A 24,379-nucleotide genomic window follows, 5' to 3' on the forward strand; every position below is an offset into this window, starting at 1 on the left:
GAGAGCCTGTCCGGCGCAGCCGTCCGCGCAAACCGGCCGCCAACAGGGCTTTCAGAGGTCTACTTCGCCCTGGATGCAGGTGACCGCTGTGCCGCCGACCCAGGTGGTGCCGTCCTCGTCGCGGTCGATCGACACCCGGCCGTCGGCCCCCACCACCGAGCCCTGCCTCGCGACGTAGTGCGCGGGTGCGCGGTCGGTGTCGATGAGCCACTGCGCGATGCCCGCGTTGAGGCTGCCCGTGACCGGGTCCTCGATCATCTGCCCGCCGCCGGGGAAGAACGCGCGCACTTCGAACTGGTGCGCCGCGCCCGGCGGGCAGGGCCCCACGACACCCAGCGGCGGGAGCGTCCCGGGCGGGGTGGGCGCTCGCAGCACCTCGTCCGAGCTGCCGAGCAGGACCGCCACCCAGCCCGGCCCGTTGTCGACCCACTGGGCGTCGCGCAGCTGCCCGGGCGCGAGTTCGAGCCCGCGCGCGAGCTGCTCGCGCAGCTCCTCCTCGACCGGGCCCTGGCGGATCAGCGGCGGTGCGGCGAAGGCGTACTGCCCGTCGTCCGCGCGCAGCTCGATGAGCCCGGCCGCGCACTCCTGGACGATCCGCGGCGCAGGCGGGCCCGGTTGCTGGGACAGCCAGGCGTGGCAGCTGCCGAGCGTGGGGTGCCCGGCGAACGGCAGCTCCTCCGATGCGGTGAAGATCCGCACCCGGTAGTCGGCCTCCGGCCGCGTCGGCGGCAGCAGGAACGTCGTCTCGGAGAGGTTCGTCCACCGCGCGAACCGCTGCATGACCTCGTCGCTCAGCCCTTCGGCCGCCAGCACCACGGCGAGCGCGTTGCCGCTGCACGAGCCCGATCCGAACACGTCGACCTGGGCGAAGGGACGGCGAATGGATGTCGTCACGGATCCATCGTCGCAAGTGCCCCGAGATCCGATCGCGACCGGGTGGGCACCGGCGGAAATTCGGTGGCCCGCCCACAGCCGCGGTCGCTAGCCTCCGGCCATGATCTACGAGCATCCGCTGGCCTACCTGCTGGGGCTTGAGGGCGTGGCGCTGCTGCGCAGCTTCACCGGGGAGCACGACCGGGAATTCGTGGCCGCGCGGATCGCCGAGATCCGGCGGTTGCTCGACGACGAGTCGCTGGCGGACGCCGCGGTGGAGGTCGAGCGGGTGGACTCGGTGACCGGCTACCGGGCCTGGTCGCGGACCTACGACGACGGTCGCAACTCGGCGTTCGACTTCGACGAGCCCGCGGTCGGCGCGATCCTCGACGAGCTGCCCGCCGGTGTCGCGGTGGACGCCGCGTGCGGGACCGGCCGGTTCGCCGAGATCCTGGCCGGGCGCGGCCACCGGGTGATCGGCGTGGACAGCTCGCCGGAGATGCTCGCGCGGGCGCGCGAGCGCGTCCCCGCGGGGGAGTTCTCCGTCGGCGAGCTCACCGGTCTGCCGGTCGGCGACGCCGCGGCGGACCTGGTCGTCTGCGCGCTGGCGCTGACGCACGTGCCGTCGCTGGAGCCGGTGCTCGCCGAGTTCGCCCGGGTGCTGCGCCCCGGAGGGCACCTGGTGATCTCGGACATGCACCCGGGCCGGGTGATGTTCGGCTCGATCCCGCCGGTGCGCGATGCGGAGGGCAGGCCGGGACGGCTGGTCAGCCACCGCCACGAGATCGGCGACTACCTGCGCACCGCGCTGCCGCTGGGCCTGCACCTGCGCGGCTACGACGAACCGGACCTGCCCGTCCAGCCCGCCCCGTCCGGCCCGGCGCCGACGGAGCCGGGGCCGTGGGACTTCTGGCCGTGGTCGCTGGCCGGGATGGTGCCGGAGGCGACCCGCGCGGCCAGCGCGGGCATGCCGGCGATGATGATCTGGCACTTCCAGCGGAGCTGACCAGGCCGACCACAGTGGACGGTTCGGGCCCGCGCGTTTGGCGATCAGCGCGGCGGGCCAACCACCAGCTGTGGGTGATTCCGGTGCGGACGGCGTCCCCCGCGGTCTGCGCGTCGCGGCCGCGGTCGGGTGGCGCCTGCTCGTGCTGGTCGCCGTGCTGTGGGTCGGGTGGCGGGTGTTCGACGCGCTCTACGGCGAGGTCATGGCGGTCGCGGTGGCCGCGCTGCTCACCGCGCTGATGGCCCCGGTGGTGAACTGGCTGGTGCGCAGGGGAGTCCCCCGCACGCTGGCCGCCGTGCTCGTGCTGGTCGGCGGGCTCTGCGCGCTCGGCGCGGTGCTGGCGGTGGTGATCAGCACGCTGGTGGCGGGGCTGTCCGGACTGTCCGAACAGCTGGCCGCCAGCATCGAGCAGATCCGCGGCTGGCTGATCCGCGGCCCGCTGAGCCTGAACCAGCAGCAGCTCAACGAGGTGTTCCAGCAGCTCACGCAGGCGCTGCGGATCGACCGGGGCGGGCTGCCCACGACCGCGCTGGCCACCACCGGCACGCTGCTGCGGTTCCTGGCCGGGATGCTGCTCGGGCTGTTCACCCTGTTCTTCTTCCTCCGCGACGGCGGCCGGATCTGGTCGTTCGCGGTCCGCGCGACGATGCCGCGCTCCGTCCGCGACCGGGTGCACGCCGCCGGGCGGCGCGGCTTCGCGACGCTCGTGGCCTACGTCCGGGCGACGGCTGCGGTGGCGTTCACCGACGCGGCGCTGATCGGCATCGGAGCCGTCGTCCTCGGCGTGCCGCTGCCGTTCGTGCTGGCCGTGGTGATCTTCCTGGGCGCCTTCGTGCCCTACGTCGGCGCGGTGGTCACCGGCGGCCTGGCGGTGCTGGTCGCGCTGGCCGCGAACGGGTTCGTCACGGCGCTGATCCTGCTGGCCGTGGTGGTGTGCGTGATGCAGCTGGAAGGCCACGTGCTGCAGCCGCTGCTGCTCGGGCACGCCGTGCGGCTGCACCCGCTGGCGGTGGTGCTCAGCGTGGCCTCGGGCTTCACCGTCGCCGGAGTGGGCGGGGCGGTGCTGGCCGTCCCGCTGGTGGCGACGGCGAACACCGTCGTGCGCTCGCTGGCCGCCGGGTCGCGCGTGCCACCGGGACGCAGCCCGAACGGGCAGCACCCGTGACCCGGGCTCAGCACCCGTTGGCGCGACCGGCCAGCTCCTCAGCCGCGGAACTGCGCCAGCCGGTGCTCCAGCTCGTCACCGGCGTTCGGCGTGCGGAACGCCGGGGGCAGCACCAGACCGGGGCTGCGGCCGCACACCGCGTCGCCCAGGAACTCCCGCACCACCTGCGGGTGCGGGAGGATGTCGCCGCCCAGGAACTCCAGCGCGGTGGTGTCCCCGGTCCCGTCGGTCTCCACCCGCAGCGCCCAGCCGCTGACCTCGTCCCACGTCAGCAGCAGCGGGAGCTCCAGCAGCGTCGGCACGTGCGAACGCACCAGGATGATCGCGGTGGCCAGCCCGTCGTCGAAGTCAACGTCCACTTCCGTCACGTCGTCCCCCAGCGCATCCGCCACGGACCGGATGTAGTCGACCAGGCCGCTGGCCGCCGGGCTCCTCGTGTCCATTCCCGTCCCCCCTCGGTGCTCGGACCTCGCTCCCCACGGGTATCCACGCCGAACGCGGCGCAGACGTACCGATGGCGTGAACCGTCCGCTGTGGACCCGCCGGCGCGGGGCGCGCCTCACCCGCAACACCAGCACCCCCGCATCCCATCCGCAACCGACGCGCCCGTCCGGGGCATGCGACGGGAGAACCGCGGGTAGTCAGTCCCTCCTCTCCGCGATTCACAGTGGTGGTCACGTTGAGGAGCGATCTCACGTTGCGCGGTTTCTCGTGGCTGGGTTGCACCACGGCCCCCTTGAGCGGGGCTGGGGTTGATTTCAGGGGAGGCTGCTCATGCGAACGCTGCTCACCAGGTCGGGTGGACCGGGGCATCGGCGGGTTCCTCCACGCCCGACCGACCTCCGCCGTCAGTCGAACGGGCGCAACGCCCCGGTCCCGGGAAGCGAAAACCTGCACCCCTGCGCGGGATCTGCCAGAGTTGGGCCACACGATCATCACCACCCGGTCGCGATCCGACCTGAGCCACGCGCGATGCCACCCCGTGCCGACCCCGCCAGGCCCCGACGCTTCCCGGAGATCCCCATGGCTCCCCCGTTCCCCCGTTCCGAATCCCGGCGCCGCGTGCACCTGGCCGGTTCGCTGCCGCGCAGCCTCGCCCCCGACGTCACCACAGGCATGCGCTGGGCGCTCGACCACGCCGGATCCGCCCAGCTCAGCGCACTGCCCTGCGACGTGGACCCGAACTGGATCATCGACTACCTGCTCTCGCGCGCCGCGGCCCCGGGGCTGGAGGTCGTCAAACCCGGTGACGGCAGCTGCTACGCCGAGATGCCGCTCCACCGGGTTCGCACCGGGCACCGGCTGACCGTCGGCGACATCGCGCTGGGCCGGCCGCGCGAGGCCGTCGCCGCCGTCGCCGCGCGCCGCGAGCTCGGCACCGACCTGCCCGTCCAGATCAGCGTTCCGTCCTCTTTGGACCTCGCGATCTTCACCGTGGGCATGGCGCAGATGCCGCGCGTGCACGCGGTTTTCGAACAGATGATCATTTCCGAGGTGCTGCGGATCGCGCAGCGGCACGGCAGCGAGGTGACCTTCCAGCTGGAGTCGCCGGCAGCCCTCTGCGCACTGCACCGGGTGCCGACCGCAGCCCGTCCGGCCACGGCACGGCTGCTCGCGCACCAGCTGGCCAGGATCATCACCGCCGCCCCGCGATCCGCCCGCTGGACGCTGCACCTGTGCTACGGGGACCTGGGCCACCGCGCGCTGTTCCGGCCCTCCGGGCTGCGCCCGGCGGTGCAGGTGATCAACGCGCTGGCGGCTCGGCTGCGAACGGTCGGGCACCCGGTGCCGGCCGTGCACATCCCGATGGCTCACGGCGACCAACCGCCCCCCGCCTCCGCCTCGGCATACGTGCCGCTGCGCGATCTGGCCCGCGGCGTCGAGGTGATCGCGGGCTGCGTCGACGAAGGAAACCCCGAGCTGTCCGCCCGAGCGCTGCGCCACACCGAGGCCGCGCTCGGCCAGACCGTGGCCGGTGTCGGCGCGGCGTGCGGCCACGGCCGCCGCACCGCGGAGCAAACGCGCCTCAACCTCGAACTCGCCGAACAGCTCGCGCAGGCGAGCCGCCTCCCGGCGGGTGTCAGATGACCTCGTCGAGCAGGGTCGCGGCGATCGCGACGTCCGCGGACAGCGGCCGGTCCCGCAGGTCCGGGTCCAACCGTCGGCACGCCCGTTCGCAGAACGTCCGGACCGGCGCGTCCAGACTCGTACCGAGCATCCGGTGCGCGCGCACCGCGGCGACCAGCTCGCACGCCAGCACCAGGCGGTACGCATCAGCCGCCCGCTTGGTCTGCCGCGCAGCCTGGGAGGCGAAGCCCGCGTGGTCCTCGGCCGCCCGGGACAGCACCGCGTTCCCCAAGGTCACCGGGAAGGCGGCCGCGCGCAGCTCGGCCAGGGCCGACGCCGCGCCGTGCTCCAGCAGCATGACGCCCGAACTCCCCTGCGGGCCCGCGGCGAGGAAGGGCCGGAGCCCGGTGCGGTCCGGTTCGTCGAGCATCGAGAGCCTGGCCGCGGACAGCTGAGCGGTGGCCAGCACGGCCAGTCGCAGCCGGTCCATGGCGAGGGCCGGCTGCGCGGTGTGGAAACCGCCGTGGTGGACGGCTCCACCCGGCGTGATCAGCGGGTTCTCCGCGGCGGAGTTGATCTCCACGGTCAGCACCGACTCGGCGTCGGCCGCCGCCTCGAGCGCCGGTCCGTGCACCTGCGGGAAGCAGCGCAGCCCGAACGCGTCCTGGATCCGCCGTCCCGGCGCCACCTCGCCGCCGAGCAGCGCGAGCACGTCGGCGGCCACCTGCGTCGATCCGGCGTGCGGGCGGTTGCGGTGCACTTCCGGCGCGAACGGTTCGGTCGAACCGCCGACCGCGCGCAGCGTCAGGGCGGTAACGCGCGCGGAGGCGTCCAGGAGCGTGCGGATGGCAGCCACCGCCGATGCGGCTTGGCCGATCGTGAGCGCATTGCTGCTGATCAACGCCAGCGCATCGCCCGCGCGGAAGACGACCGGGGGCGGTGGCGGCCCGTTCCACCGCCCCTCCCCGGCGAGGGCGAGCCCGGCCTCCGCCAGCGGACCGAGGTCGCCGGTGCCGACCGAACCGTGTTCGTGCACCTGCGGGTGGGCACCGCTGTTGAGCGCGGCCACCATCGCCTCGGCGATGGCCGGCTGGATTCCCGAGCCACCGCGCAGCACCTGGTTCACCCGAACCGCCAGCATCGCGCGGACCTCCCGCTCGGGCACCGGATCGCCGATCGCGCTCGCATGGCTGCGCAGCAGCCGCATCCCGTGCTCGTCGGGATCGGCCACGGCCTCGCCGCAGTTGCCCCCGACTCCGGTGGTGCGGCCGTACACCGGCTGCGCCAGCTTCCGGGCCACCAGCCAACTCCGCCGCAGGCGTTCGGCATCGCCGATCACGACCTGTGCCGCGCCGTCCGCGATCCGGCGGAGGTCCGCGATGGACAGCTCAGCGCCGCCGAGCGCCACCGGGGTGGTGTCCGCAGTCATCCTTCCTCCAGCGAGCCGCTCCGTCCGCGCACGGTGCCGGGCCGCCGCGAGGGCTCAGTGCGACGAGTTCGCGAAATCGCCCACCGGGCGCAGTTCGTCGGCGTAGGAGACGGAGATGCGCCGGAGCACGCCGCCGGTCATCGCGTACTGCCCCATCCGCCACAGCGGTGGCGAGTAGGCGTGGATCGAGACGCTCTCGCGGGCCTTGCCGGTCAGCCGGTGGATGTGCTCCGGCCCGGCGCCGTACACGTGCCCGGCCGCGACCTCGGTCCGCAGGCTGCGCCCGCCCGACGTCGGGTTGTGCTCGACCAGCACGCCTCGCACCACTGCGACGGCGAACGAGGAGACGTCGTGGTCGTGCCAGCCGGTGTCGTTGGCCGGGGTCCAGCACAGCAGCCACACGTCGACGTGGTCGTCGCGGTGCAGCGAGGCGTAGTGCCGCTTCTCGTCGCTGAACGCGACGCGCTGCTGCCACGGCTCCGGGCGAAGCGCCAGATCCGCGACCAGACCGCACAGCTCGGCCGGGCTCAAGAAGCGGCCGGGGAGCCCGCCGAGCGTCCAGGCACCGCGCGCTCGTTCCACCGGGATCATTCGCCGCGCGGGCACCGGAACCGGTTCGCTGAACACGGTTTCCTCCTCCTGCAGCGACGGCCCGGGTGGGCGCGCCGAACAGGGCCGTCGCCTTGTGAAGCGCTTCAGTGAACGGTTTCAGTGAACCGCATCAGCGAGGTCCTGGTCAAGGCGTTCGCGCGTCCGGAACGGTCTCGCGCGCTAGGCTTTTCCGGTGCCACGCCGCAAGCGCCCCACCATCAAGGACATAGCCGCCGAGACGGGGCTCTCCCCCGCTGCGGTCTCCTACGCGCTGCGCGGCCTGCAGGTACCGCCGGAGACCCAGCAGCGGGTGCGGGAGGTCGCCGACCGCCTCGGCTACGAGGCCGACCCGGTCGCCCGCGCGCTCGCCAGCGGCCGCACCGGCACGATCGGTGTCCTGTGCAGCTCGCTGGAGGACCTCTGGCAGCAGAAGTTCGCCACCACCCTCGGTCGCAGCTTCCTCGCCGCCGACCGGAACACGTTGTTCATGGACTCCGCCGCAGACCCGGAGCGGGAGGCCCTGCTGGCCAAGAACCTGCTGGACCAGCGGGTCGACGCGCTGGTCGCGATCCCGGTCGACCCGACCGCCCGGCACTGGGCGCAGGCGGCCGAGCACACCGTGCTGGTGGCCATCGGCGATCCGCTGCCCGGAGCACCGACCGCCGCCGAGGTCGTCTTCGACAACGCCCTGGGCGTCACCCACGCGCTGAGCACCCTCGCCGAGGCGGGCCACCGGGACGTCCTGGTGCTCACCCCGGGCCCTCGGCTGCTGCGGCAGCGCCCCGCCGAGAAGATCGTCCGGGACGTCGCGCACGACCTGGGCATGGCCCTGCGCGTGGTGCCGTGCCCGAACGACCTGACCGGCGCGGCCGGGACGGCACGCGAAGCGCTGGCCGACCGGCCCCGGCCGACGGCGGCCTTCTGCCTGACCGACTCGATGGCCTACGGCGTCTACGAAGCCGCTCGCGACCTCGGCCTGTCCATCCCCGCGGACCTCTCGGTGCTCGGCTACGACGACCACCCGGTGTCCCACCTGCTGACCCCGGCGCTGTCCACCTACCGCTGGGACGTGCAGGCGGTGGTGGACGCGGTGGTGCAGCGCGTGATCAAGGCGGTCGACGAGAACCGCCGCAGCCGCCGCAAGCTGATCGCCCCCGAACCGAAGGCCCGCGATTCGGTCACCAGGCCGCACCGCAGGTCCCGCAGGCGCTAGGAAGCCGCACGAGCTCTTCCTGCCCGCGCAACCTGATCTTCACCTGCCGGCCGCTCCGGTCGATCAAGCTGACGCGCGTTGTCGCACCTCTGATCGGAGCACCATGACCACGACGGACCGGCGCACGTTCCTGCAGCTCGCCGGGGTGACCTCGGCGGCGGTGGCCCTGGGCATCTCCGCCCCCGGGGCAGCCGGTGCCACGCCCGGCCGGCCGCTGCCCGACGGCACCTTCAGCCTCGGCGTGGCCTCGGGCGATCCGCGGCCGGACGCGGTCGTGCTCTGGACCCGGCTGGCCCCGCGACCGCTGGCCGCCGACGGGCACGGCGGCATGCCGCTGCGGCAGGTGCCGGTGCAGTACGAGGTCGCCGAGGACGAGCGGTTCAGCCGGATCGCCCGGCGCGGCACGGTGATCGCCTCGCCCGAGCTCGCGCACGCCGTGCACCCGGAGGTCGGCGGGCTCCAGCCGGGCCGCGAGTACTTCTACCGCTTCCGCGCGGGCAACCAGCTCAGCCCCACCGGCCGGACCCGGACGCTGCCCGCACCCGGTGCGCGGGTGGCCTCGTTCGACTTCGCGACGGCCTCCTGCCAGGCCTGGTACCACGGCCACTTCTCGGCGCACCGGCACATGGCGGGCGAAGGCCTGGACGCGGTGCTGTTCCTCGGCGACTACATCTACGAGTACGGAATCACCGCGGGCAACCTGCTGCGCCGCGGGGCGCCCGAGCTCGGCCCGGAGCACCAGGTCGAGATCGAGACCCTGGAGCAGTACCGGCTGCGCTACGCGCTGTTCAAGACCGACCCGCACCTGCAGGCCTCGCACGCCGCGGCGCCGTGGCTGGTGACCTGGTACGACCACGAGGTGCAGAACAACTACAACGCCGACCAGTCGGAGTACGGCATCTCCCCGGCGCACTTCCGGCACCGCCGCGCGGTCGCCTACCGCGCCTTCTACGAGCACCTGCCGCTGTCGCTGAGCGCGCTGCCGGAGGGCCCGGACAGCCGGGTGCACCGGCGCTTCGACGTCGGGTCGCTGGCGCGGTTCAACGTCCTGGACACCCGCCAGTACCGCGACCCGGTCCCCGCCGACTCCGCCGAGCAGCACGCCGAAGCGCGCACGATGCTGGGCCGCGAGCAGGAGAACTGGCTCCACGACGGGATGACGGGTTCCCCGGCGGCGTGGAACTTCATCGCCAACGGCGTCGCGGTCGCCGCGATCACCGAGGACCGCGTCGACCAGTGGGACGGCTACCCGGCGGCGCGGCGGCGGCTCGTCGAGGCGATGCGGCGCACCAGCAACCCGGTGGTGCTCACCGGCGACATCCACAAGCACGTCGCCGCCGAGCTCAAGGCCGACTTCGCCGATCCTGGATCGAGCACCGTCGGCGTGGAGCTGATCTGCACCTCGATCGCCTCCGACGGCGACGGCGCGCCCACCGACGGCTACACCGAGGACTGGCTGCAGCACCCCTACGTCAAGCTCTACGACGGCCGCCGCGGCTACGTGCGGTGCACCCTCACCCCGGACGAGCTGGTGTCCGACTTCAAGGTCGTGCCGTGGATCGAGGCCGACGCGAACGCGCCCGCCCAGAGCGTCGCCCGCTTCAGCACCCCGGCCGGCAACCCCGGTCTGCACAGGAAGGCCTGACCCGCGATGCCCACCGCACCTCCGCCCGCTGCCACCGGTTTGCGCGGCCGGGGCGAACTCGCCCGCATCGTCGTCGACTGGGAGCCCGCGCCGTGGCAGACCGTCGTCGACCACTACGCGGTGCACGGCGCGCCCGGCCCCGACGTCGCGGTGTCCCCGGAGACCTTGCTGACCAAGACCGTTTACCCGCACTTCCAGCACAACGGCCTCGGCGGCTCCGCGCAGCAGTGGACCTACCGGGTGGTGACCGTCGACGCCGCCGGTGCGCGGAGCCGGCCGAGCCGCGCGGTCACCGTCACCAGCCGCGAGTCGGTGAGCCGGTCGGGAATCCCGCTGGCCGTGGTCGGCGACTTCGACGGCAAGGGCCTGGAACTCGCCCTGTCCCCCGCCGGTTACGCCGACTACCCGGCGAAGTTCCCGAACGGCGTGGACTTCCGGGCCGGTGCCGACGACCCGCGCACCGGCTGGTGCTACCTCCAGCCCGGCCCGGCCGACGGCTGGGCCGGTCGCCGCGAGCACCGGTTCCGGCTGCGCTTCGAGCTCGCCGAGCTCCCGGTCAACGGTTCGGACCTCGCGGTGTGGCTCATCGACAGCCACGCGTCCAAGGCGGGTTCGGTGGTGCTGAGCGTCAACGGCACCCCGGTCGACCGGCTGCGCTTCGACAACGGGGCCACCAAGGGCTCCACCCAGGGCGACAGCACGCTGCCCGGCTCCCCGCTGAAGCCGTCCTACCTGGAAGTGCGCCTCCCGCAGGTCTTCCAGGTCGGGGAGAACACCATCGACCTGCACAAGGACGACGGCTCCTGGATCGCCTACGACGCGATCGGGGTGTTCGCCCGCCGGTGAGAACCGGTCTGGTTGGATCGATCGACATGGGATCGATCTGGATCGGTGACCGGGTTCGCCTCCGCGGGATCGAACCGGAGGACTGGCAGGCGTTCCAGCGCATCGACGGCGACACCTCGGACATGCGCGCGGTGGACATGATCCACCCACCGCGCTCCGCGGAGGGCTACCGCCGGTGGGCGGCCGAGCAGGCGGTGAAAGAGCCGGAGGGCGACGAGTTCCAGCTCGCCGTGCACTCGCGCGCCGAGGACGTGCTCGTCGGCGCGCTGTCGACCACCGAGACCGACCAGCGCGCGGGCCGCTTCGGCTACGGGATCGGCATCGGCCGCGAGCACCAGCGCCGCGGCTACGCGACCGAGGCCGTCGTCCTGCTGCTGCGCTACATGTTCGGCGAGCGGCGCTACCACAAGTGCTCGGTCGGCGTGTACGCGTTCAACGAGGCCTCGCTCGCGCTGCACCGCGCGCTCGGGTTCGAGGAGGAAGGACGGCTGCGCGAGCACGAGTTCTTCGCCGGTCGGCACCACGACGTGGTCGTGCTGGGCATGACGGCCGGTGAGTTCGCCGGTCGGCACGGACTCGGGCCGGAGTCCGGTGTGGACTGACGAGTTGGGGCCAAGGACTGGTATCCGGCAGGTGCGGTGCGGTCGAATGCTGTTCTTCGCACCAACCGCACCAAGGAGGACTCCGTGCGTCCAACGGTCCGTCGCAGCATCGCGTGCACGCTCGCCTCGGCAACTCTGGCGCTGTTCAGCCCCGTCGCATCGCAGGCGGCACCGAGCTGCACCGACCCGTCCCGCCCGCTGAGGGTCGAGGAGCAGCGGCTGTCCCAGCCGGTTCCGCAGGAACTGCTGGCCAGGAGCGGTTTCGCCGACATCGCCCCGGCGTTCGCCGCCGCGCTGTGCGAGGTGGGCGACCTGGCCGCCGCCGAGCGGCTGATCGGCTCCAGCGGCGACCAGGTGTGGGAGCGGGCGGTGGCGCGCTCCCAAGGCCGCGAAACCGCCGGTGATCTGCCTGCGGCCGACGACCGCCCGCTGTACTGGGCGAGGCTGGGCATGACCGCCGCGCTGCGCCAGTGGACACCGTCGTTCCCGCTCGACGACGCGCAGCGCGAGCAGCTGCTGTGGAGCCTGGAGCAGCACTCGCGCGGGCAGACCTCCGTGCAGTTCCCCCGCGGTGCGGGCATCAAGCGCGTGCTGGTCAGCGGTTTCGACCCGTTCCAGCTCAACGGCGACATCCGCCGCAGCAACCCCTCCGGCGCCGCCGCGCTGGCGCTGGACGGGCTCGTGCTGAACACCGCGTCCGGGCCGGTCCGCGTGGAGACGGCGATGTTCCCGGTGCTGTGGAAGCCCTTCGAGCGGGGCATGGTCGAGCAGACCTTCCTCCCGCACCTGCGGCCCGGCCGCGACCAGGTCGACCTGTTCGCCACCGTCAGCCAGGGCCGCCCGGAGCAGTTCGACGTCGAGCAGTGGAACGGCCGCTGGCACACCGGCGTGGACAACGACGACGAGCAGCGCGACGGCGTCGCCGAGATCCCGCCGGGCGTCCCGACGGTCGAACCGGCACCGGAGTTCGTGCCCTCCACCCAGCCCTACGCCGCCATCGTCAACGCCGACACCGGCCGCTACCCGGTCTTCCACAACACCGAGGTCACCGAGATCCCGGCAGGCGCGACCGAACCCGTGGTGCGCCCCGACGGCCCGACGCCGGGCTCGGCGGCCCGCGCGGGCGGCGGCGGCAGCTACCTGTCCAACGAGATCGCCTACCGCACGACCCTGCTGCGGGACGCCGTCGGCGCGGACCTGCGCGGCGGCCACGTCCACACGCCGGTGCTGACCTTCGCCCCGGACAACGCCGAGGACGTGGTGGACCCGGTCTTCACCCGGAACCTGCAGGACATCATCGCCCAGGTCAGGGCCATCGTCGAAGTCGCGGCCACGGCCGAGGACGGCGAACCGGCGGTGACCGTGGCGAAGACCCCGCGCGACCGCATCGGCCGCGTTCCCGCGCCGACCATGTGACGGGACCGGTGCCGGGCCGGCGCGCCGGCCCGGCACCACGCCAGGTCCACTGTGGACGCGGACCCGGCGGGAGCCCGAGCCGTGAACACCGGCCGGATGACTACGCAACCAAGCGGACTAGACTACGCACCGTGGCGTCAACGGGACTCATCGGACGGGATCATCCGGCAAAGGCACTACGCGGCGAGGTCGATCGGACGCTTGACAGCCACGGCGGTCTGGTGCTGGTGACGGGCGAAGCGGGAATCGGCAAGACGACCCTCGCCGCCGACGCCGCTGATCACGCCAAGCGCGAGGGTGCCACCACGTTCAGCAGCGCGTGCTGGGACGGCGAAGGCGCCCCCGGCTACTGGCCGTGGGTGCAGGTCGTGCGCCACCTCCGCCGGAACACGCCCGAGCCGGTGTGGGCCGAGGCGACCAGCAACGCGGGTTCCGCGCTGGCCGCGCTCCTCGGCGATGCCCGCAACGACGATGCCCGGTCGGCTCCGCACAGCCCGTTCCAGCTCTACGACGCCGTCACCACCCTGCTGGTGACGGCATCGCGCCACCGCCCCCTGGTGGTCGTGCTGGAGGACCTGCACTGGGCCGACGCGGCGTCGATCAAGCTGCTGGGTTTCGTCGCCCAGCACGCGTGGTTCGAGAACCTGCTGGTGATCGGCACGTACCGAGACGTCGAGATCGAGTTCGCCGATCCCCAGCTGGAGTCGCTGATGCGCCCGCTGGTGTCGCGGGCGACGACCATCGCGCTGGACGGGCTCAACCGCGACGAGGTCGCCGCACTCGTCACCCGCACCACCGGGCGCACGGCGGATCCGGACCTCATCGCCGAAATCCACCAGCGCACCGGGGGAAACCCGTTCTTCGTCGAGCAGACCGCGCGGCTGTGGCAGAGCGGCAACCCGGTCACCGCAGCGCCGCCCAGCGTCCGAGCCGCTCTCCAGCAGCGGCTCTCGCTGCTCCCGGAAGAAGTCGTCGAGCTGATGACCACCGCCACGGTGCTCGGCCGGGAGTTCCACCTGGAGCTGGTGGCCAAGGCGGCGGACACCAGCATCGGCCAGGTCGAGCGGCTGCTCGAGGTGGCGGTCCGGGCGCGCCTGATGCAGTGGCTGGACGCGGATCTGCTCACCTTCACCCATGATCTGGTGCGGGAACTGCTCTACCACGCGATCGACGACGACCAGCGGCGCCAGCGCCACGCCACCGTGGTGCGAGCCCTGACCTCCTCCCGCGCCCTGGCCGCGCAGGTGCTGCCTTCCGACCTCGCCCGCCACGCCTATCTCGCCACACCGCTGCTGGAGCCCGCGGAAGCCGTGGAGCACCTGCTCGCCGCAGCCCGCGTCGCGTCGGGCAAGCTCGCGCTGGAGGAAGCCGTCGGACACTACCGGCGCGCGCTCGAACTGGTCCCGGCCGGTGATCGCCGGAGATGGGCCATCATCGGCCTGGACCTCGGCACCGCCCAGTACTACGCCGACGACGTCGCCGGCGGGCAGCAGACGTTCGAGGACGTCGTCGCCATCGCCCGCGAGCTCGACGACGGCGAGCTGCTGGCGCGGGCCGCGCTGACCTTGCACGGGCTGAGCCACCCGACCAGGAAGCAGCAGCTGGAGATCGACCTCATCAACGAAGCGCACCGCAAGCTGCTGTCGGAGAGCACCCGGGCAGGTGGCCAGCGGCCGCGGTACGCAGCCGCCCGGAACCAGAGCGCGTTCGACCGCGCCGCCCAGGAGTTGAGCGCGCACACCGCGGTGCTCGCCCGGCAGGGCATGGACGACGAAGCGCTCGGGCGCAGTCTGCTGGCGCGCCACGACGCGATCCTCGGGCCGGGCACGGCGGCCGAGCGCTTGTCGATCATCGACGAGATGCGTGCGGTCGCGCAGCGCACCGCTGATCGCGAGCTCGGACTGCACGCGTCCCAGCTGCGCATCGGTGCGCTGCTGGAGCAGGGTGATCCGCGCTGCCTGGACGAGCTCAACGCCTTCGCCGCCGAGGCCGACCGCACCGGTCTCGCCCGCTTCTTCTTCGAATCCTGCTGGATCCGGGCGACCTTCGCCACGATGACCGGGCGCTTCGACGACGCCAGGTCGCTCATCGAGCGGGCCGCGAACCTCGACGAGCAGCCCTTCGTCAACAGCTCGCGGGTCGGCCGCCACCTCCGGTGGGCCTGCGAACTCCGGCAAGGCCGGTTCGCCGAGGTCGACACCCTGCTGGCCCAGTTGACCGACGACGACCACCCGGTCCTCCGGCTGATCAAGGCGACTTCCGCGGTGCAGATGGGTGATCTCGAATCGGCGCTGCGGCACCTCACCGAGATCACCGCGCGCAGCGAGACCTACCACGGCTGGTTCGCCCCGCTGTGGTTGCGGTTCCAGGCCCAGACCGCCGCTGCCTCCCGGGACCCGGAGCTGTGCGAACGCGCCCGGGAAGCGATCGCCCCGTACCGCGACCAGTGGGCGGTGACGGCGGGAGCGACCGTCGACGGCCCGATGGTCTTCTGGTCCGCGTCGTTGGACGCCGCGCAGCAGCGCTGGGACGACGCGGTGGCCGGATTCCGCACCGCGCGCCAGGCCGCCGATCGGCTGCGCGCCCGCCCCTGGTCGCTGGAGGCGCGCGCCCGGCTGGCCGAAGTCCTGCTCGCCAGGGGAAGCACCGGAGATGCCGCGGAAGCCGACCAGCTCCTGTCGGACGTGCGAGCTGAGGCGACCGAGCTGGGCATGGCGTACCTGGCCGAACAGGCCGCGAACCTCGGCCCGGTGGGCCCCGCACCCGTTGCCGTGCCCGCCGGAACCGCGTTCCGCTTCGACGGGGAGGTGTGGACGCTCAGCTACCACGGCACGACGGTGCACCTCCCGGACGCCAAGGGGCTGCGGGACCTGCACGTGCTGCTCGGTCGCCCCGGGACCGAGGTTCCGGCCGTCCAGCTGCTCAACCCGGCAGGCGGCGAGATCGTGGTCTCCGCGCGCAGCCTCGGCGGTGACGCCGTGCTGGACAAGGAGGCGAAGCTCCAGTACCGGCGGCGGCTCGCGCAGCTCGACGAGGAGATCGACCGCGCTGTCGACCTCGGCGACGACGAGCGCGCGGCGGCGCTGGACACCGAACGCCAGGCCCTGCTCGACGAGCTGCGCGCCGCGGCAGGTCTGGCCGGCCGGCCGCGGCGGCTCGGCGATGAGGCCGAGCGGGCGCGGAAAGCGGTCACCAACCGCATCCGCGACACGCTCCGGCGGCTCGACCAGCGCCACCCGGCGCTCGCCGAGCACCTGCGGGCGTCGGTCTCCACCGGCGCTACCTGCCGCTACCAGCCCAGCACCGAGATCGACTGGGCGCTGTGACGGTGCACCCCGCCACAGCGCCCGGCACCACTACATGCGGTTGTAGCGGCGCATGGTCAGGGTTCCGAAGACGACGACCAGCCCGGCGCAGGACAGCAGGACCAGAACGACCGAATCCAGCGCGTCCGCACCGGACATCAGCGCGCGCATCGCGGTGACCAGGTGCGCGATCGGGTTGACCCCGACGAACGCCTGGAGCCAGCCCGGCATCGTCTCCGGCTGCACGAAGACGTTGCTGGTGAACACCAGCGGCATCATCACCAGCATGCCGACGCCCTGGACCGCCTTCTCGCTGCGCATCAGCAGGCCGAGCGCGGTCCACACCCAGGACAGGCTGAACGCGAAGGCGAGCAGCAGCGCCACCGCCGCCAGCACGCCCAGCGGCCCGCCCGCCGGGCGGAAACCGAGGATCAGCCCGAGGACGATCATCACCACCGAGGCGAGCGCGTACCGCACCACGTCCCCGAGCAGGGCACCGACCAGCGCGGCGGGCCGCCAGATCGGCAGGGTGCGGAACCGGTCGAACACGCCCTTGCTGACGTCGATGTTCAACGCCGTCCCGGTGTACCAGGTGGTCATGACCACGCTCATCACCATGATGCCGGGGTGCAGGTACTGCAGGTACTCCCCCGGCGACCCGGCCAGCGCACCGCCGAAGAGGAAGGTGAACATCAGCGTCAGCATGATGGGGAACGCGGTGACGTCGAAGAGCTGCTCCGGGACGTGCTTGATCTTCAGCATCGCCCGCCAGCCGAAGGTCAGCGACGCCGACAGCGCGCTCGGGCGGTCCGGCCGCTCCTCCGGTTCCAGGACGGTGCGCAGGTCTTCGCGCACGGCGCCGGCCGCGCGGATCTGCGGTGACGTGCTCGTCATCGGGACTCCTCGGTGGTTTCGTCGTTCTCGTCGGTGAGGGCGAGGAAGACCTCGTCCAGGCTCGGCCGCCCCAGGCTGAAGCCCGCGATCGCGATGCCCTCCCTGGACAGCTCGCCGAATGCGGCCGACATCCGGTCGCCCAGCCGCAGGCCCGCCTGCTGCGCGGACAGCCGCGCGGAGAGGACCGCGGCGTCCAGTTCGGGGTGGGCTTCGACGCCGAGCACCCTGCCGAGCACCTGCTGCGCGGCCGCTCGCTGCTCGGGGTCCTGGAGCCGGATGGAGACCGACCCGGCTCCGACGGATTCCTTGAGCCCGTCCGGGGTGTTCTCCGCGATCACCACGCCGCGGTCGATGACGGCGATCCGGGCGGCGAGCTGGTCGGCCTCCTCCAGGTACTGGGTGGTGAGCAGGACGGTGGTGCCTCCGTCGGCCAGTGCCCGCACGATCTCCCAGACCTGGTTGCGGCTGCGCGGGTCCAGCCCGGTGGTGGGCTCGTCCAGGAACAGCAGCCGCGGCGCGCTGAGGATGCTGCACGCGATGTCCAGTCTCCGCCGCATGCCGCCGGAGAAGTTCTTCACCTGCCGGCCGGCCGCCTCTCCCAGGCCGAAGGCCTCCAGCAGCTGCTCGGCCCGGGACACCGCCGCCGGCTTGCGGTGGCCGAGCAACCGGGCGAGCAGGGTGACGTTCTCCGCCGCGGTCAGCTCCTCGTCGACCGAGGCGTACTGCCCGGTCAGGCTGATCGACCTGCGCACCGAATCCGGCTCGAGCACCACGTCGTGGCCCAGCACGCGGGCGGTCCCGCCGTCCGGTCGCAGGAGGGTGGACAGCATCTTGACGGTGGTCGTCTTGCCCGCACCGTTGGGCCCCAGCACCCCGTACACCGACCCGGCGGGAACGGCCAGGTCCACCCCGGCGACCGCCCGGTGCGAACCGAACTTCTTGACCAGGCCGAAGGCCTCGATGGCCAGGTCGACCCCCTCGGGCACCGGTGCTTCGGAAGATCCGGTGCCGACTGCGGTAGTCATGGCGAACTCCTAGCTTCGCGACGCCGACTTTCGGCTGTCACCCGGCAGGCGCCAGTTCCGGAATGGCGAGCCGCTAGACCGGCTCTCGCACCGGCCAGGCACCGTCTGGCGCCCACCGGGTGACACGAACCAGCAGGAGGGCACATGTCCGACAACTCGACCGGTGACCGGATCCGGGTAGCGGTGATCCTCGACGACGCCATCGCGATCGTCATCGGCCGCGATGGCGACCGCCACATCGACCTGGACGTCGTCCCGCTCGACGAGGACTTCGAGTTCCCGGCTCGGCCCAGGGCGTCCAGCTGATCTGCTGGGCAGGCCCGGTGTCATCCCACGATTCCCGGAAGATGAGCAGGAGGAAGTGATGACGGTATTGGTGACCGGTGCGACCGGAACCGTCGGCCGCCACATCGTGCGCGGGCTGATCGATCGCGGGCAGCAGGTGCGCGCGCTGACCCGCAACCCCGCGACGGCGGCGCTGCCGGACGGTGCGGAGGTCGCGGCAGGCGACCTGGCCGACCCCGGAACGCTGTCGGAGGCGTTCGAGGGGGTCGAGGCGATGCACCTGATCTCGTTCGCCGACGCGGCCTACTCACCGCTGCGGACAGCGCCCGAGGTGCTCGAACTCGCGCTGCGGGCCGGGGTCCGGCGGATCACCGTGCTCACCGGCTTCGCACCGGGACCGGTCGAGCGAGCGGTGGAAGCGGCCGGGGTGGAGTGGACCCACGTCCAGCCGGTGGAGTTCATGGCCAACGCCCTGGCGTGGTCGGACGCGGTCCGGGCAGGGGTCGTGGAGATCCCGTTCGCCCACACCCGCAGCGCCATGGTGCACGAGGCCGACATCGCCGCCGTCGCGGTGACCGCGCTGGTGGAGGACGGCCACTCCGGCAAGGCCTACACCGTGACCGGCCCGGAGGCCATCAGCTACGCCGAAGCGGTGCGCACCGTCGGCGAGGTCGTCGGGAAGCCGATCCGCCTCGTGGAGCTCACCGAGGAGCAGGCCCGCGCCGAATTCCGCGAGGCCGGCTATTCGGAGGCGGAGGTCGACGAGTTCGTCGAGCTGGGGTCGAACCCGCCGGAGCACGCGCGCACGGTCGCCCCCACGGTTCGCGAGGTCACCGGCACGCCGGGCCGGACCTTCGCCGAGTGGGTCGCCGAGAACGCGGCTGCCTTCCGCTGATCGCGGCTCACCGGTGTCGTCGGGTGCGATCGCAACCGGCGACACCGGTGAGGCCGGGATCCTGGTCAGAGGCCGCCCGGCAGCACTCCGCCGCGAGGCTCCGGGCGCGAGCTGCCGGACGGCGCGAGGGCGGTGAGCGTTTCGGCGATCTGGCGGGCGGTGCTCGTCGAGCAGGTGGAGACGCCCGGTGCGATCCGGCGGCACAGGCCGCCCAGCACCCGCCCCGCGCCCACCTCGACGAAGGTCGAGATCCCGCCGCCGGCCATGCGCGTCACCGCCTCGGTCCAGCGGACCCGGCCGGTCATCTGGCGCTGCAAGCTGCGCAGCGCCGCTTCGCCGCTGGTGATGCGGTCCGCGGTGACGCTGGAGACCACCGGGAGGAGCGGGTCCCGGAACTCGACCCCGGCCAGCTCGGCGGAGAACTCCTCCGCCACCTCCCGCAGCAGGCCGCAGTGCGCGGCCCCGCGAACCCCGAGCACGACGACCTTCTCGGCGCCCGCAGCCGAGGCGAGCTGCCGCAGCCGGGCCACGGCGTCGACGCGGCCGGACACCACCACTTGCGCGGGCTCGTTGTCGTTGGCGACCTCCACCGGCTGGCCGGTGGCCGCCGTGGCCTCCGCGCACAGCCGGTCCACCACCGGCAGGCCCAGTCCGACCACGGCGGCCGTGGATCCCGGATTCCGCTCGTTGAACGCCGCCATGAGCTGCCCGCGCACGTGGGTGAGCCGCAGCGCGTCGGTCCAGTCGAGCACTCCGGCGAAGACCAGCGCGGCGTACTCGCCCAGGCTGTGCCCGGCCACCAAACCGGGCCGGACTCCCTTGCGCCGCAACAGCTCACCGGTCACCACGCTGGTGAGCAGCACAGCCGGCTGGGTCGCGGCGGCGTCGTTCAGCTTCGCCGCCGGGCCGTGCCAGCACAGCTCGGACAGCGGCAGGCCGAGCACCTGGTCCGCTCGCCGGTAGTACTCGGCGGCCAGATCCGGCATCAGCTCGAGCAGGCCCCGGCCCATGCCCACGCGCTGCGAACCCTGGCCGGGGAACACGAAAGCCGTCCTGTTCACAGGATTACCTCCTCCTCTTCGCAGCGGCGAGGGATGCCGGTGCACGTGGGCGGCGTCGATCAGCCGACGAGTCCGCCGAGTCTCGAGACCACCTCCGAGGCCACCGGCATCGCGGCCATCTCGGCCGCCACTTCGGCGCTCGCAGCGCGGTAGCCGGGGTCCTCCAGCACCGACCTCAGCGCCTTGGTCACCGTCTCGGGAGTCGCCTCGTCCGGGCCGAGCGCCACCCCGGTGCCGCGCTTGGCCGTGATCTCCGCGTTCACCGGCGCGTTGCCGACGTGCGGGATGGCGATCTGCGGTACGCCCGCGGCGTAGGCGGAGAACATCGTGCCGGAGCCCGCGTGGTGGACGACCGCGGCGCAGCTGGGGAGGATCGCACGCATCGGCAGCCAGTCGATCACCCGCACGTGTTCGGGGAGCCGCTCCGGGAGCGCGGTCAGCTCCGCGCCGCCGGTGGTCAGGATCAGTTCCACCTCGAGCTCGTCCGCACCGCGCACGATCTCGGTCAGCAGCGCGCCGTCGCCGACGGTCAGGGCCGAGGTGCCGAGGCAGACGACGACTCGCGGCCGGTCGGCGTCCTTGAGCGCCCACGCCGGGAGCTCCGCGCCGCCGTTGTAGGGGGCGTGGCGCAGGTCCAGCTTGTGCGCGGCCATCGGCCGCACCGGGGCGTCCGGGTTGAACTCCTCCAGCGTTCGCGGGCTCAGGTTGATCTCCACGTCGGGCCCGCGCAGGAAGTCCTGGACTCCCCGGCGCTCCGCGATCGGCACGACTCGTTCCATCGCCCACAGCAGGGGGTTGCGGTGGCCGATGCCGTGCACGATCGACGTCGTCCCGGTCATCCTCGCGGCGAGCAGCCCGGCACCGAAGATCGGCATGTACAGGACCCCGTCGGCCCGCCAGTCGCGCACCGCGGTGACCAGGCCGTCGAGCATCAGCTCACCCATCTCGGCGAACGATCCCCCGACGGCCTCGTAGAGCTCGGCGCCGCTCAGCGGCCGCTCCGAGAGCTGCTGCCCCAGCTTCCTGCCGGGAGCTTCGACGTCCTGGCCGGGTGCGACGTCCACGGCGTGCAAACCTGCCTGGGTCGCCGCCGGGATCGCTGGTCCGCTGCTGGCGATCAGCACTTCGTGGCCGTCCGCCTGCATCGCCTGGGCCAGCGGAACCAGCGGGTAGAGGTGCGAGACCCCGGGCAGCATGGTGAACAGGTAGCGCATTTCGTTCCTTCCTCCGGATCCGTCGTCCGGGGTCGTGGTCGGGTCTGGGCTCCGCAGGAACGGGCTCACGACGCGGCACGGGCCGCTGTCCCGGCCTGCCACCAGCCGGGGTTGTCGCGGTACCAGGCGACCGTTTCGGCGAGGCCCCGCTCGAAGTCGACGGTCGGCGCGTAGCCGAGTTCGTCGCGGATCTTGCTGTCGTCCAGGCAGTAGCGCAGGTCGTGGCCCTTGCGGTCGGGCACGTGCCGGACCATGTCCCAGCCCGCTCCGCACAACCGCAGCACCTGCTCGGTGATGGCGCGGTTGGTGTGCTCGTTCCCGCCGCCCACGTTGTAGACCTCACCGGCCCGTCCTCCGGTGAGCACGAGCTGGATGGCGCGGCAGTGGTCGGCGACGTGCAGCCACTCCCGCTTGTTCGCGCCGTCGCCGTAGAGCGGCACCTGCTGCCCGCGGAGCAGCCGCGTGACGAAGTTCGGGATCAGCTTCTCCGGGTGCTGGTGCGGGCCGTAGTTGTTCGAGCACCGGGTGATCGACACGTCCAGCCCGTGGGTGCGCCAGTAGGCCCGCGCGAACAGATCCGACGATGCTTTCGCCGCGGAGTAGGGCGAGTTGGGCAGCAGCGGTGCGTCCTCGGTCCACGCGCCCTGCTCGATCGAGCCGTACACCTCGTCCGTCGAAACGTGCACGACCCGCTCGATCTTGCTCCGCAAGCAGGCCTCGAAGAGCCGCTGGCTGCCGACGACGTTGGTCCGGACGAAGCGGTCGGCCTCGGCCACCGAGCGATCGACGTGCGATTCGGCGGCGAAGTGCACCACCGCGTCGTGCCCGGGCAACAGGTCCAGCAGCAGGTCGAGGTCGTGGACATCGCCGCGGACGAACTCCAGCCGCGGGTGCGAGGAGGGCAGGTTGGCCAGGTTGCCCGCGTAGGTGAGCGCGTCGAGGACGGTGACCCGAGCCCCGTCGCAGGCCGCGTACCCGCCGTCGAGCACGGTGCGGACGTAGTGCGAGCCGATGAAGCCCGCACCACCGGTGACCAGGATCCTCAAGGGGCACCTCCCGATTCGGTCCGAACGCGCGAGCACGCGCTCGTCGTGGAAGCCATCGCGACCGGTGGTCGGCCCGAGGTCTCCGCCCAGAAGTCGCCGACGGCCTCGGCCAGCGACCGGCGCGGCCGCCAGCCGAGGACTTCCCTGGCCGGCCCGATGTCCGCCCGGGTCCAGTGCTGCGGCTCGGGCGCAGCGGACTCGTCCGGGTGCTCGACGATCCTGGTCGGCACCCCGCTCGCGCGGATCAGCAGATCCACCAGGTCGCGCACCGAAACCGCCTCGCCGCTGCCGATGTCGATGACGCGGCCGGTCACCTCCGCGGCGGCCGCGGTGACGACCGCACCGGCCACGTCGCGGACGTCGACGTAGTCCCGGTGGGCCTTCAGCGGCGTGAGCTCCACGACCGCCGCCTCGTCGTGCAGGGCGGCTTCGGTGAGCCGCTGGGCGACTTTGCCCAGCAGGCTGATCTCGGGCGTTCCCGGACCGGCCACGTTGGCGATGCGCAGGACGAGTCCTTCGACGCCGCCGGTCGTCACCGCTTCCAGGACCGCACGGGTGGCCGCGAGCTTGGCCCGCCCGTAGGCCGTTCTGGTCGGCAGCCGGTCGGTTCCGCCGCTGCTCTCCTCCTGCGCGTCCGAACCGTATTCCAGGATCGACCCGAGGTGGACCAGCCGCGGCCGGGTTCGCATGAGCGCGAGCGCCGCCAGCAACCGCTGGGTGGGCACGAGGCACCGGGTGGCCATGTCCCGGTCCGCGGCGCCCCAGATGCTGCCGACCGCGTTGACGACGACGTCGGCTCCTTCCGCTTCCAGCAGCCGTGCCAGCGCCTCGGCGGGCACGTCGTCCAGGCTCAGCGAGATGAACCTGCAGTCGGTGCTCGTCGGCGTCCGGGCCACGGCGAGCACCTCGCTGCCCGCGGCGGCGAATGCCGCGCAGACGTGGCGCCCGACGAACCCGGTTCCCCCGAGCACGACCACTTTTCTTGTTGCGCTCAACGGTTTCCATCCCCACTTCGTTGCACGGCAGCGCTGCGGCTAGCGTTCGAGGACACCGACGAAGAGCCCTCTTCCGGACTGCGCCCCTTCGACGAACTCGACGGCGAAGCCCGCGTTCGCGAACGCCGTCTCGTACTGCTCGCGGGTGAACGGTGTGTACGTGTGCGATTCGGCGAAGTGGCGGATTCCGGCTCCGCGCTCCGCGATCACGTAGTGCACGTCCATGCCGTTGCCGCGGTCCGTCCTGGAGGCGTGCGAAACGCGGGCGACCGTGCGGACTCCGTCCTCGACCACGTCCGCCGCCACGTGGCCCGGGGTGAACTTCTCCGGGAACCACCAGGGTTCGACCACCGCCACCCCGCCAGGGGTCAGGTGCCGCGCGAACCTCTCGAGCGCGGTGCCCAGGTCCTCGCAGGTCGGCAGGTAGGCGATCGAGCAGAACAGGCAGGTGATGGCGTCGAACCGGCGGTCGGCCGAGAAGGTCCGCATGTCCCCCGGCGCGAACCGGACCCCCGGCAGCTTCACCCGGGCGCGGTCCAGCATCGGTTCCGAGGCGTCGACACCTTCCACGTGCGCGTACCACCGGTTGAAGAACTCGAGGTGCGCGCCGGTCCCGCAGGCGACGTCGAGCACCGAGGACGCGTCCGGGCGGTGGGCGTCGATGAGCTTGGCCACCACTTCGGACTCGAACTCGAAGTCCTTGCCCCGGGACTGGTGCAGCAGATCGTAGATCTCTGCGGCGTCGCTTCCGTACATGCTTCCTCCGCGTGGATCGGTCGTTGTCCACCGCAGCTGCGGCTGCGGGT

At 72.5% G+C, this 24,379-nt stretch carries 22 protein-coding genes; 11 read left to right on the plus strand and 11 right to left on the minus strand.

The features are described from left to right. Nucleotides 1–51: 51 nt before the first annotated feature. Nucleotides 52–894 (minus strand): PhzF family phenazine biosynthesis protein, encoded by an 843-nt coding sequence (locus OU416_RS16690; RefSeq protein WP_270927885.1) that lies wholly within the window; start codon nucleotides 892–894, stop codon nucleotides 52–54. Nucleotides 895–994: 100 nt separating this feature from the next. Here OU416_RS16690 and OU416_RS16695 point away from each other — a divergent pair, with 100 nt between their 5' ends. Beyond that, a complete protein-coding gene (locus tag OU416_RS16695) occupies nucleotides 995–1,879 on the plus strand; it encodes a class I SAM-dependent methyltransferase (protein WP_270927886.1) in 885 nt (294 codons plus the stop codon). A gap of 70 nt (nucleotides 1,880–1,949) precedes the next feature. Continuing rightward, nucleotides 1,950–3,044, plus strand: coding sequence for an AI-2E family transporter (locus OU416_RS16700; protein ID WP_270927887.1), 1,095 nt, complete (start codon nucleotides 1,950–1,952; stop codon nucleotides 3,042–3,044). A gap of 38 nt (nucleotides 3,045–3,082) precedes the next feature. Here OU416_RS16700 and OU416_RS16705 read toward each other — a convergent pair whose 3' ends face one another. Further along, on the minus strand, nucleotides 3,083–3,487 hold the full coding sequence (locus tag OU416_RS16705; RefSeq protein WP_270927888.1) for a DUF6292 family protein: 405 nt from the start codon (nucleotides 3,485–3,487) through the stop codon (nucleotides 3,083–3,085). Nucleotides 3,488–4,067: 580 nt separating this feature from the next. On the opposite strand from OU416_RS16705, the gene OU416_RS16710 reads away from it, so the two are divergent. Beyond that, the gene (locus OU416_RS16710) at nucleotides 4,068–5,132 is read left to right on the plus strand and encodes a hypothetical protein (RefSeq protein ID WP_270927889.1); all 1,065 of its coding nucleotides are present in this window, start codon (nucleotides 4,068–4,070) and stop codon (nucleotides 5,130–5,132) included. Here the strand turns inward: OU416_RS16710 and OU416_RS16715 are convergent. Next, nucleotides 5,125–6,540, minus strand: coding sequence for an aromatic amino acid ammonia-lyase (locus OU416_RS16715; RefSeq protein WP_270927890.1), 1,416 nt, complete (start codon nucleotides 6,538–6,540; stop codon nucleotides 5,125–5,127). The genes OU416_RS16710 and OU416_RS16715 overlap by 8 nt on opposite strands. Nucleotides 6,541–6,594: 54 nt before the next feature. Next, nucleotides 6,595–7,167, minus strand: coding sequence for a cysteine dioxygenase (locus OU416_RS16720; protein WP_270927891.1), 573 nt, complete (start codon nucleotides 7,165–7,167; stop codon nucleotides 6,595–6,597). 157 nt (nucleotides 7,168–7,324) lie between these two features. Here OU416_RS16720 and OU416_RS16725 point away from each other — a divergent pair, with 157 nt between their 5' ends. From OU416_RS16725 to OU416_RS16750, 6 genes are all read left to right on the plus strand, one after another. After that, on the plus strand, nucleotides 7,325–8,344 hold the full coding sequence (locus OU416_RS16725) for a LacI family DNA-binding transcriptional regulator (RefSeq protein WP_270927892.1): 1,020 nt from the start codon (nucleotides 7,325–7,327) through the stop codon (nucleotides 8,342–8,344). A 103-nt stretch (nucleotides 8,345–8,447) separates the two neighbouring features. Further along, complete coding sequence (locus OU416_RS16730; protein ID WP_270927893.1) at nucleotides 8,448–9,989, plus strand: alkaline phosphatase D family protein; 1,542 nt, start codon at nucleotides 8,448–8,450, stop codon at nucleotides 9,987–9,989. A 6-nt stretch (nucleotides 9,990–9,995) separates the two neighbouring features. Then, on the plus strand, nucleotides 9,996–10,835 hold the full coding sequence (locus tag OU416_RS16735; protein ID WP_270927894.1) for a polysaccharide lyase family protein: 840 nt from the start codon (nucleotides 9,996–9,998) through the stop codon (nucleotides 10,833–10,835). A 26-nt stretch (nucleotides 10,836–10,861) separates the two neighbouring features. Then, the gene (locus OU416_RS16740) at nucleotides 10,862–11,437 is read left to right on the plus strand and encodes a GNAT family N-acetyltransferase (RefSeq protein WP_270927895.1); all 576 of its coding nucleotides are present in this window, start codon (nucleotides 10,862–10,864) and stop codon (nucleotides 11,435–11,437) included. A gap of 84 nt (nucleotides 11,438–11,521) precedes the next feature. Further along, nucleotides 11,522–12,853 carry a pyroglutamyl peptidase gene (locus tag OU416_RS16745; protein ID WP_270927897.1) on the plus strand — a complete coding sequence of 444 codons (1,332 nt, stop codon included), beginning with the start codon at nucleotides 11,522–11,524 and terminating at the stop codon, nucleotides 12,851–12,853. Nucleotides 12,854–12,984: 131 nt separating this feature from the next. Then, a complete protein-coding gene (locus OU416_RS16750) occupies nucleotides 12,985–16,179 on the plus strand; it encodes an ATP-binding protein (RefSeq protein ID WP_270927898.1) in 3,195 nt (1,064 codons plus the stop codon). Between the two features lie 30 nt (nucleotides 16,180–16,209). Here OU416_RS16750 and OU416_RS16755 read toward each other — a convergent pair whose 3' ends face one another. Further along, nucleotides 16,210–17,052, minus strand: a complete 843-nt coding sequence (locus tag OU416_RS16755) for an ABC transporter permease (RefSeq protein ID WP_270927899.1) — start codon at nucleotides 17,050–17,052, stop codon at nucleotides 16,210–16,212. Further along, nucleotides 17,049–18,077 (minus strand): ATP-binding cassette domain-containing protein, encoded by a 1,029-nt coding sequence (locus tag OU416_RS16760; RefSeq protein ID WP_270927900.1) that lies wholly within the window; start codon nucleotides 18,075–18,077, stop codon nucleotides 17,049–17,051. The genes OU416_RS16755 and OU416_RS16760 overlap by 4 nt, the downstream gene beginning before the upstream one ends. 144 nt (nucleotides 18,078–18,221) lie before the next feature. Here OU416_RS16760 and OU416_RS16765 point away from each other — a divergent pair, with 144 nt between their 5' ends. Both OU416_RS16765 and OU416_RS16770 read left to right on the plus strand, forming a co-directional pair. Next, complete coding sequence (locus OU416_RS16765; RefSeq protein WP_270927901.1) at nucleotides 18,222–18,383, plus strand: hypothetical protein; 162 nt, start codon at nucleotides 18,222–18,224, stop codon at nucleotides 18,381–18,383. Between the two features lie 58 nt (nucleotides 18,384–18,441). Continuing rightward, nucleotides 18,442–19,257: an NAD(P)H-binding protein gene (locus OU416_RS16770; protein WP_270927902.1), complete on the plus strand. Its 816-nt coding sequence runs from the start codon at nucleotides 18,442–18,444 to the stop codon at nucleotides 19,255–19,257. Between the two features lie 65 nt (nucleotides 19,258–19,322). Here OU416_RS16770 and fabD read toward each other — a convergent pair whose 3' ends face one another. The 5 genes from fabD to OU416_RS16795 all read right to left on the minus strand — a co-directional run bounded on the left by fabD (nucleotide 19,323) and on the right by OU416_RS16795 (nucleotide 24,329). After that, nucleotides 19,323–20,318, minus strand: a complete 996-nt coding sequence (gene fabD / locus OU416_RS16775) for an ACP S-malonyltransferase (protein ID WP_270927903.1) — start codon at nucleotides 20,316–20,318, stop codon at nucleotides 19,323–19,325. Between the two features lie 59 nt (nucleotides 20,319–20,377). After that, a complete protein-coding gene (locus OU416_RS16780; protein ID WP_270927904.1) occupies nucleotides 20,378–21,532 on the minus strand; it encodes a glycosyltransferase in 1,155 nt (384 codons plus the stop codon). Nucleotides 21,533–21,597: 65 nt separating this feature from the next. Further along, on the minus strand, nucleotides 21,598–22,578 hold the full coding sequence (gene rfbB, locus OU416_RS16785; RefSeq protein WP_270927905.1) for a dTDP-glucose 4,6-dehydratase: 981 nt from the start codon (nucleotides 22,576–22,578) through the stop codon (nucleotides 21,598–21,600). Then, a complete protein-coding gene (locus tag OU416_RS16790; protein WP_270927906.1) occupies nucleotides 22,575–23,573 on the minus strand; it encodes an NAD-dependent epimerase/dehydratase family protein in 999 nt (332 codons plus the stop codon). The genes rfbB and OU416_RS16790 overlap by 4 nt, the downstream gene beginning before the upstream one ends. 39 nt (nucleotides 23,574–23,612) lie before the next feature. Next, nucleotides 23,613–24,329: a class I SAM-dependent methyltransferase gene (locus OU416_RS16795; protein WP_270927907.1), complete on the minus strand. Its 717-nt coding sequence runs from the start codon at nucleotides 24,327–24,329 to the stop codon at nucleotides 23,613–23,615. Nucleotides 24,330–24,379 lie beyond the last annotated feature (50 nt).

It is taken from the genome of Saccharopolyspora indica, assembly GCF_027853965.1.
In the GTDB taxonomy this organism is placed as follows: domain Bacteria; phylum Actinomycetota; class Actinomycetes; order Mycobacteriales; family Pseudonocardiaceae; genus Saccharopolyspora; species Saccharopolyspora indica.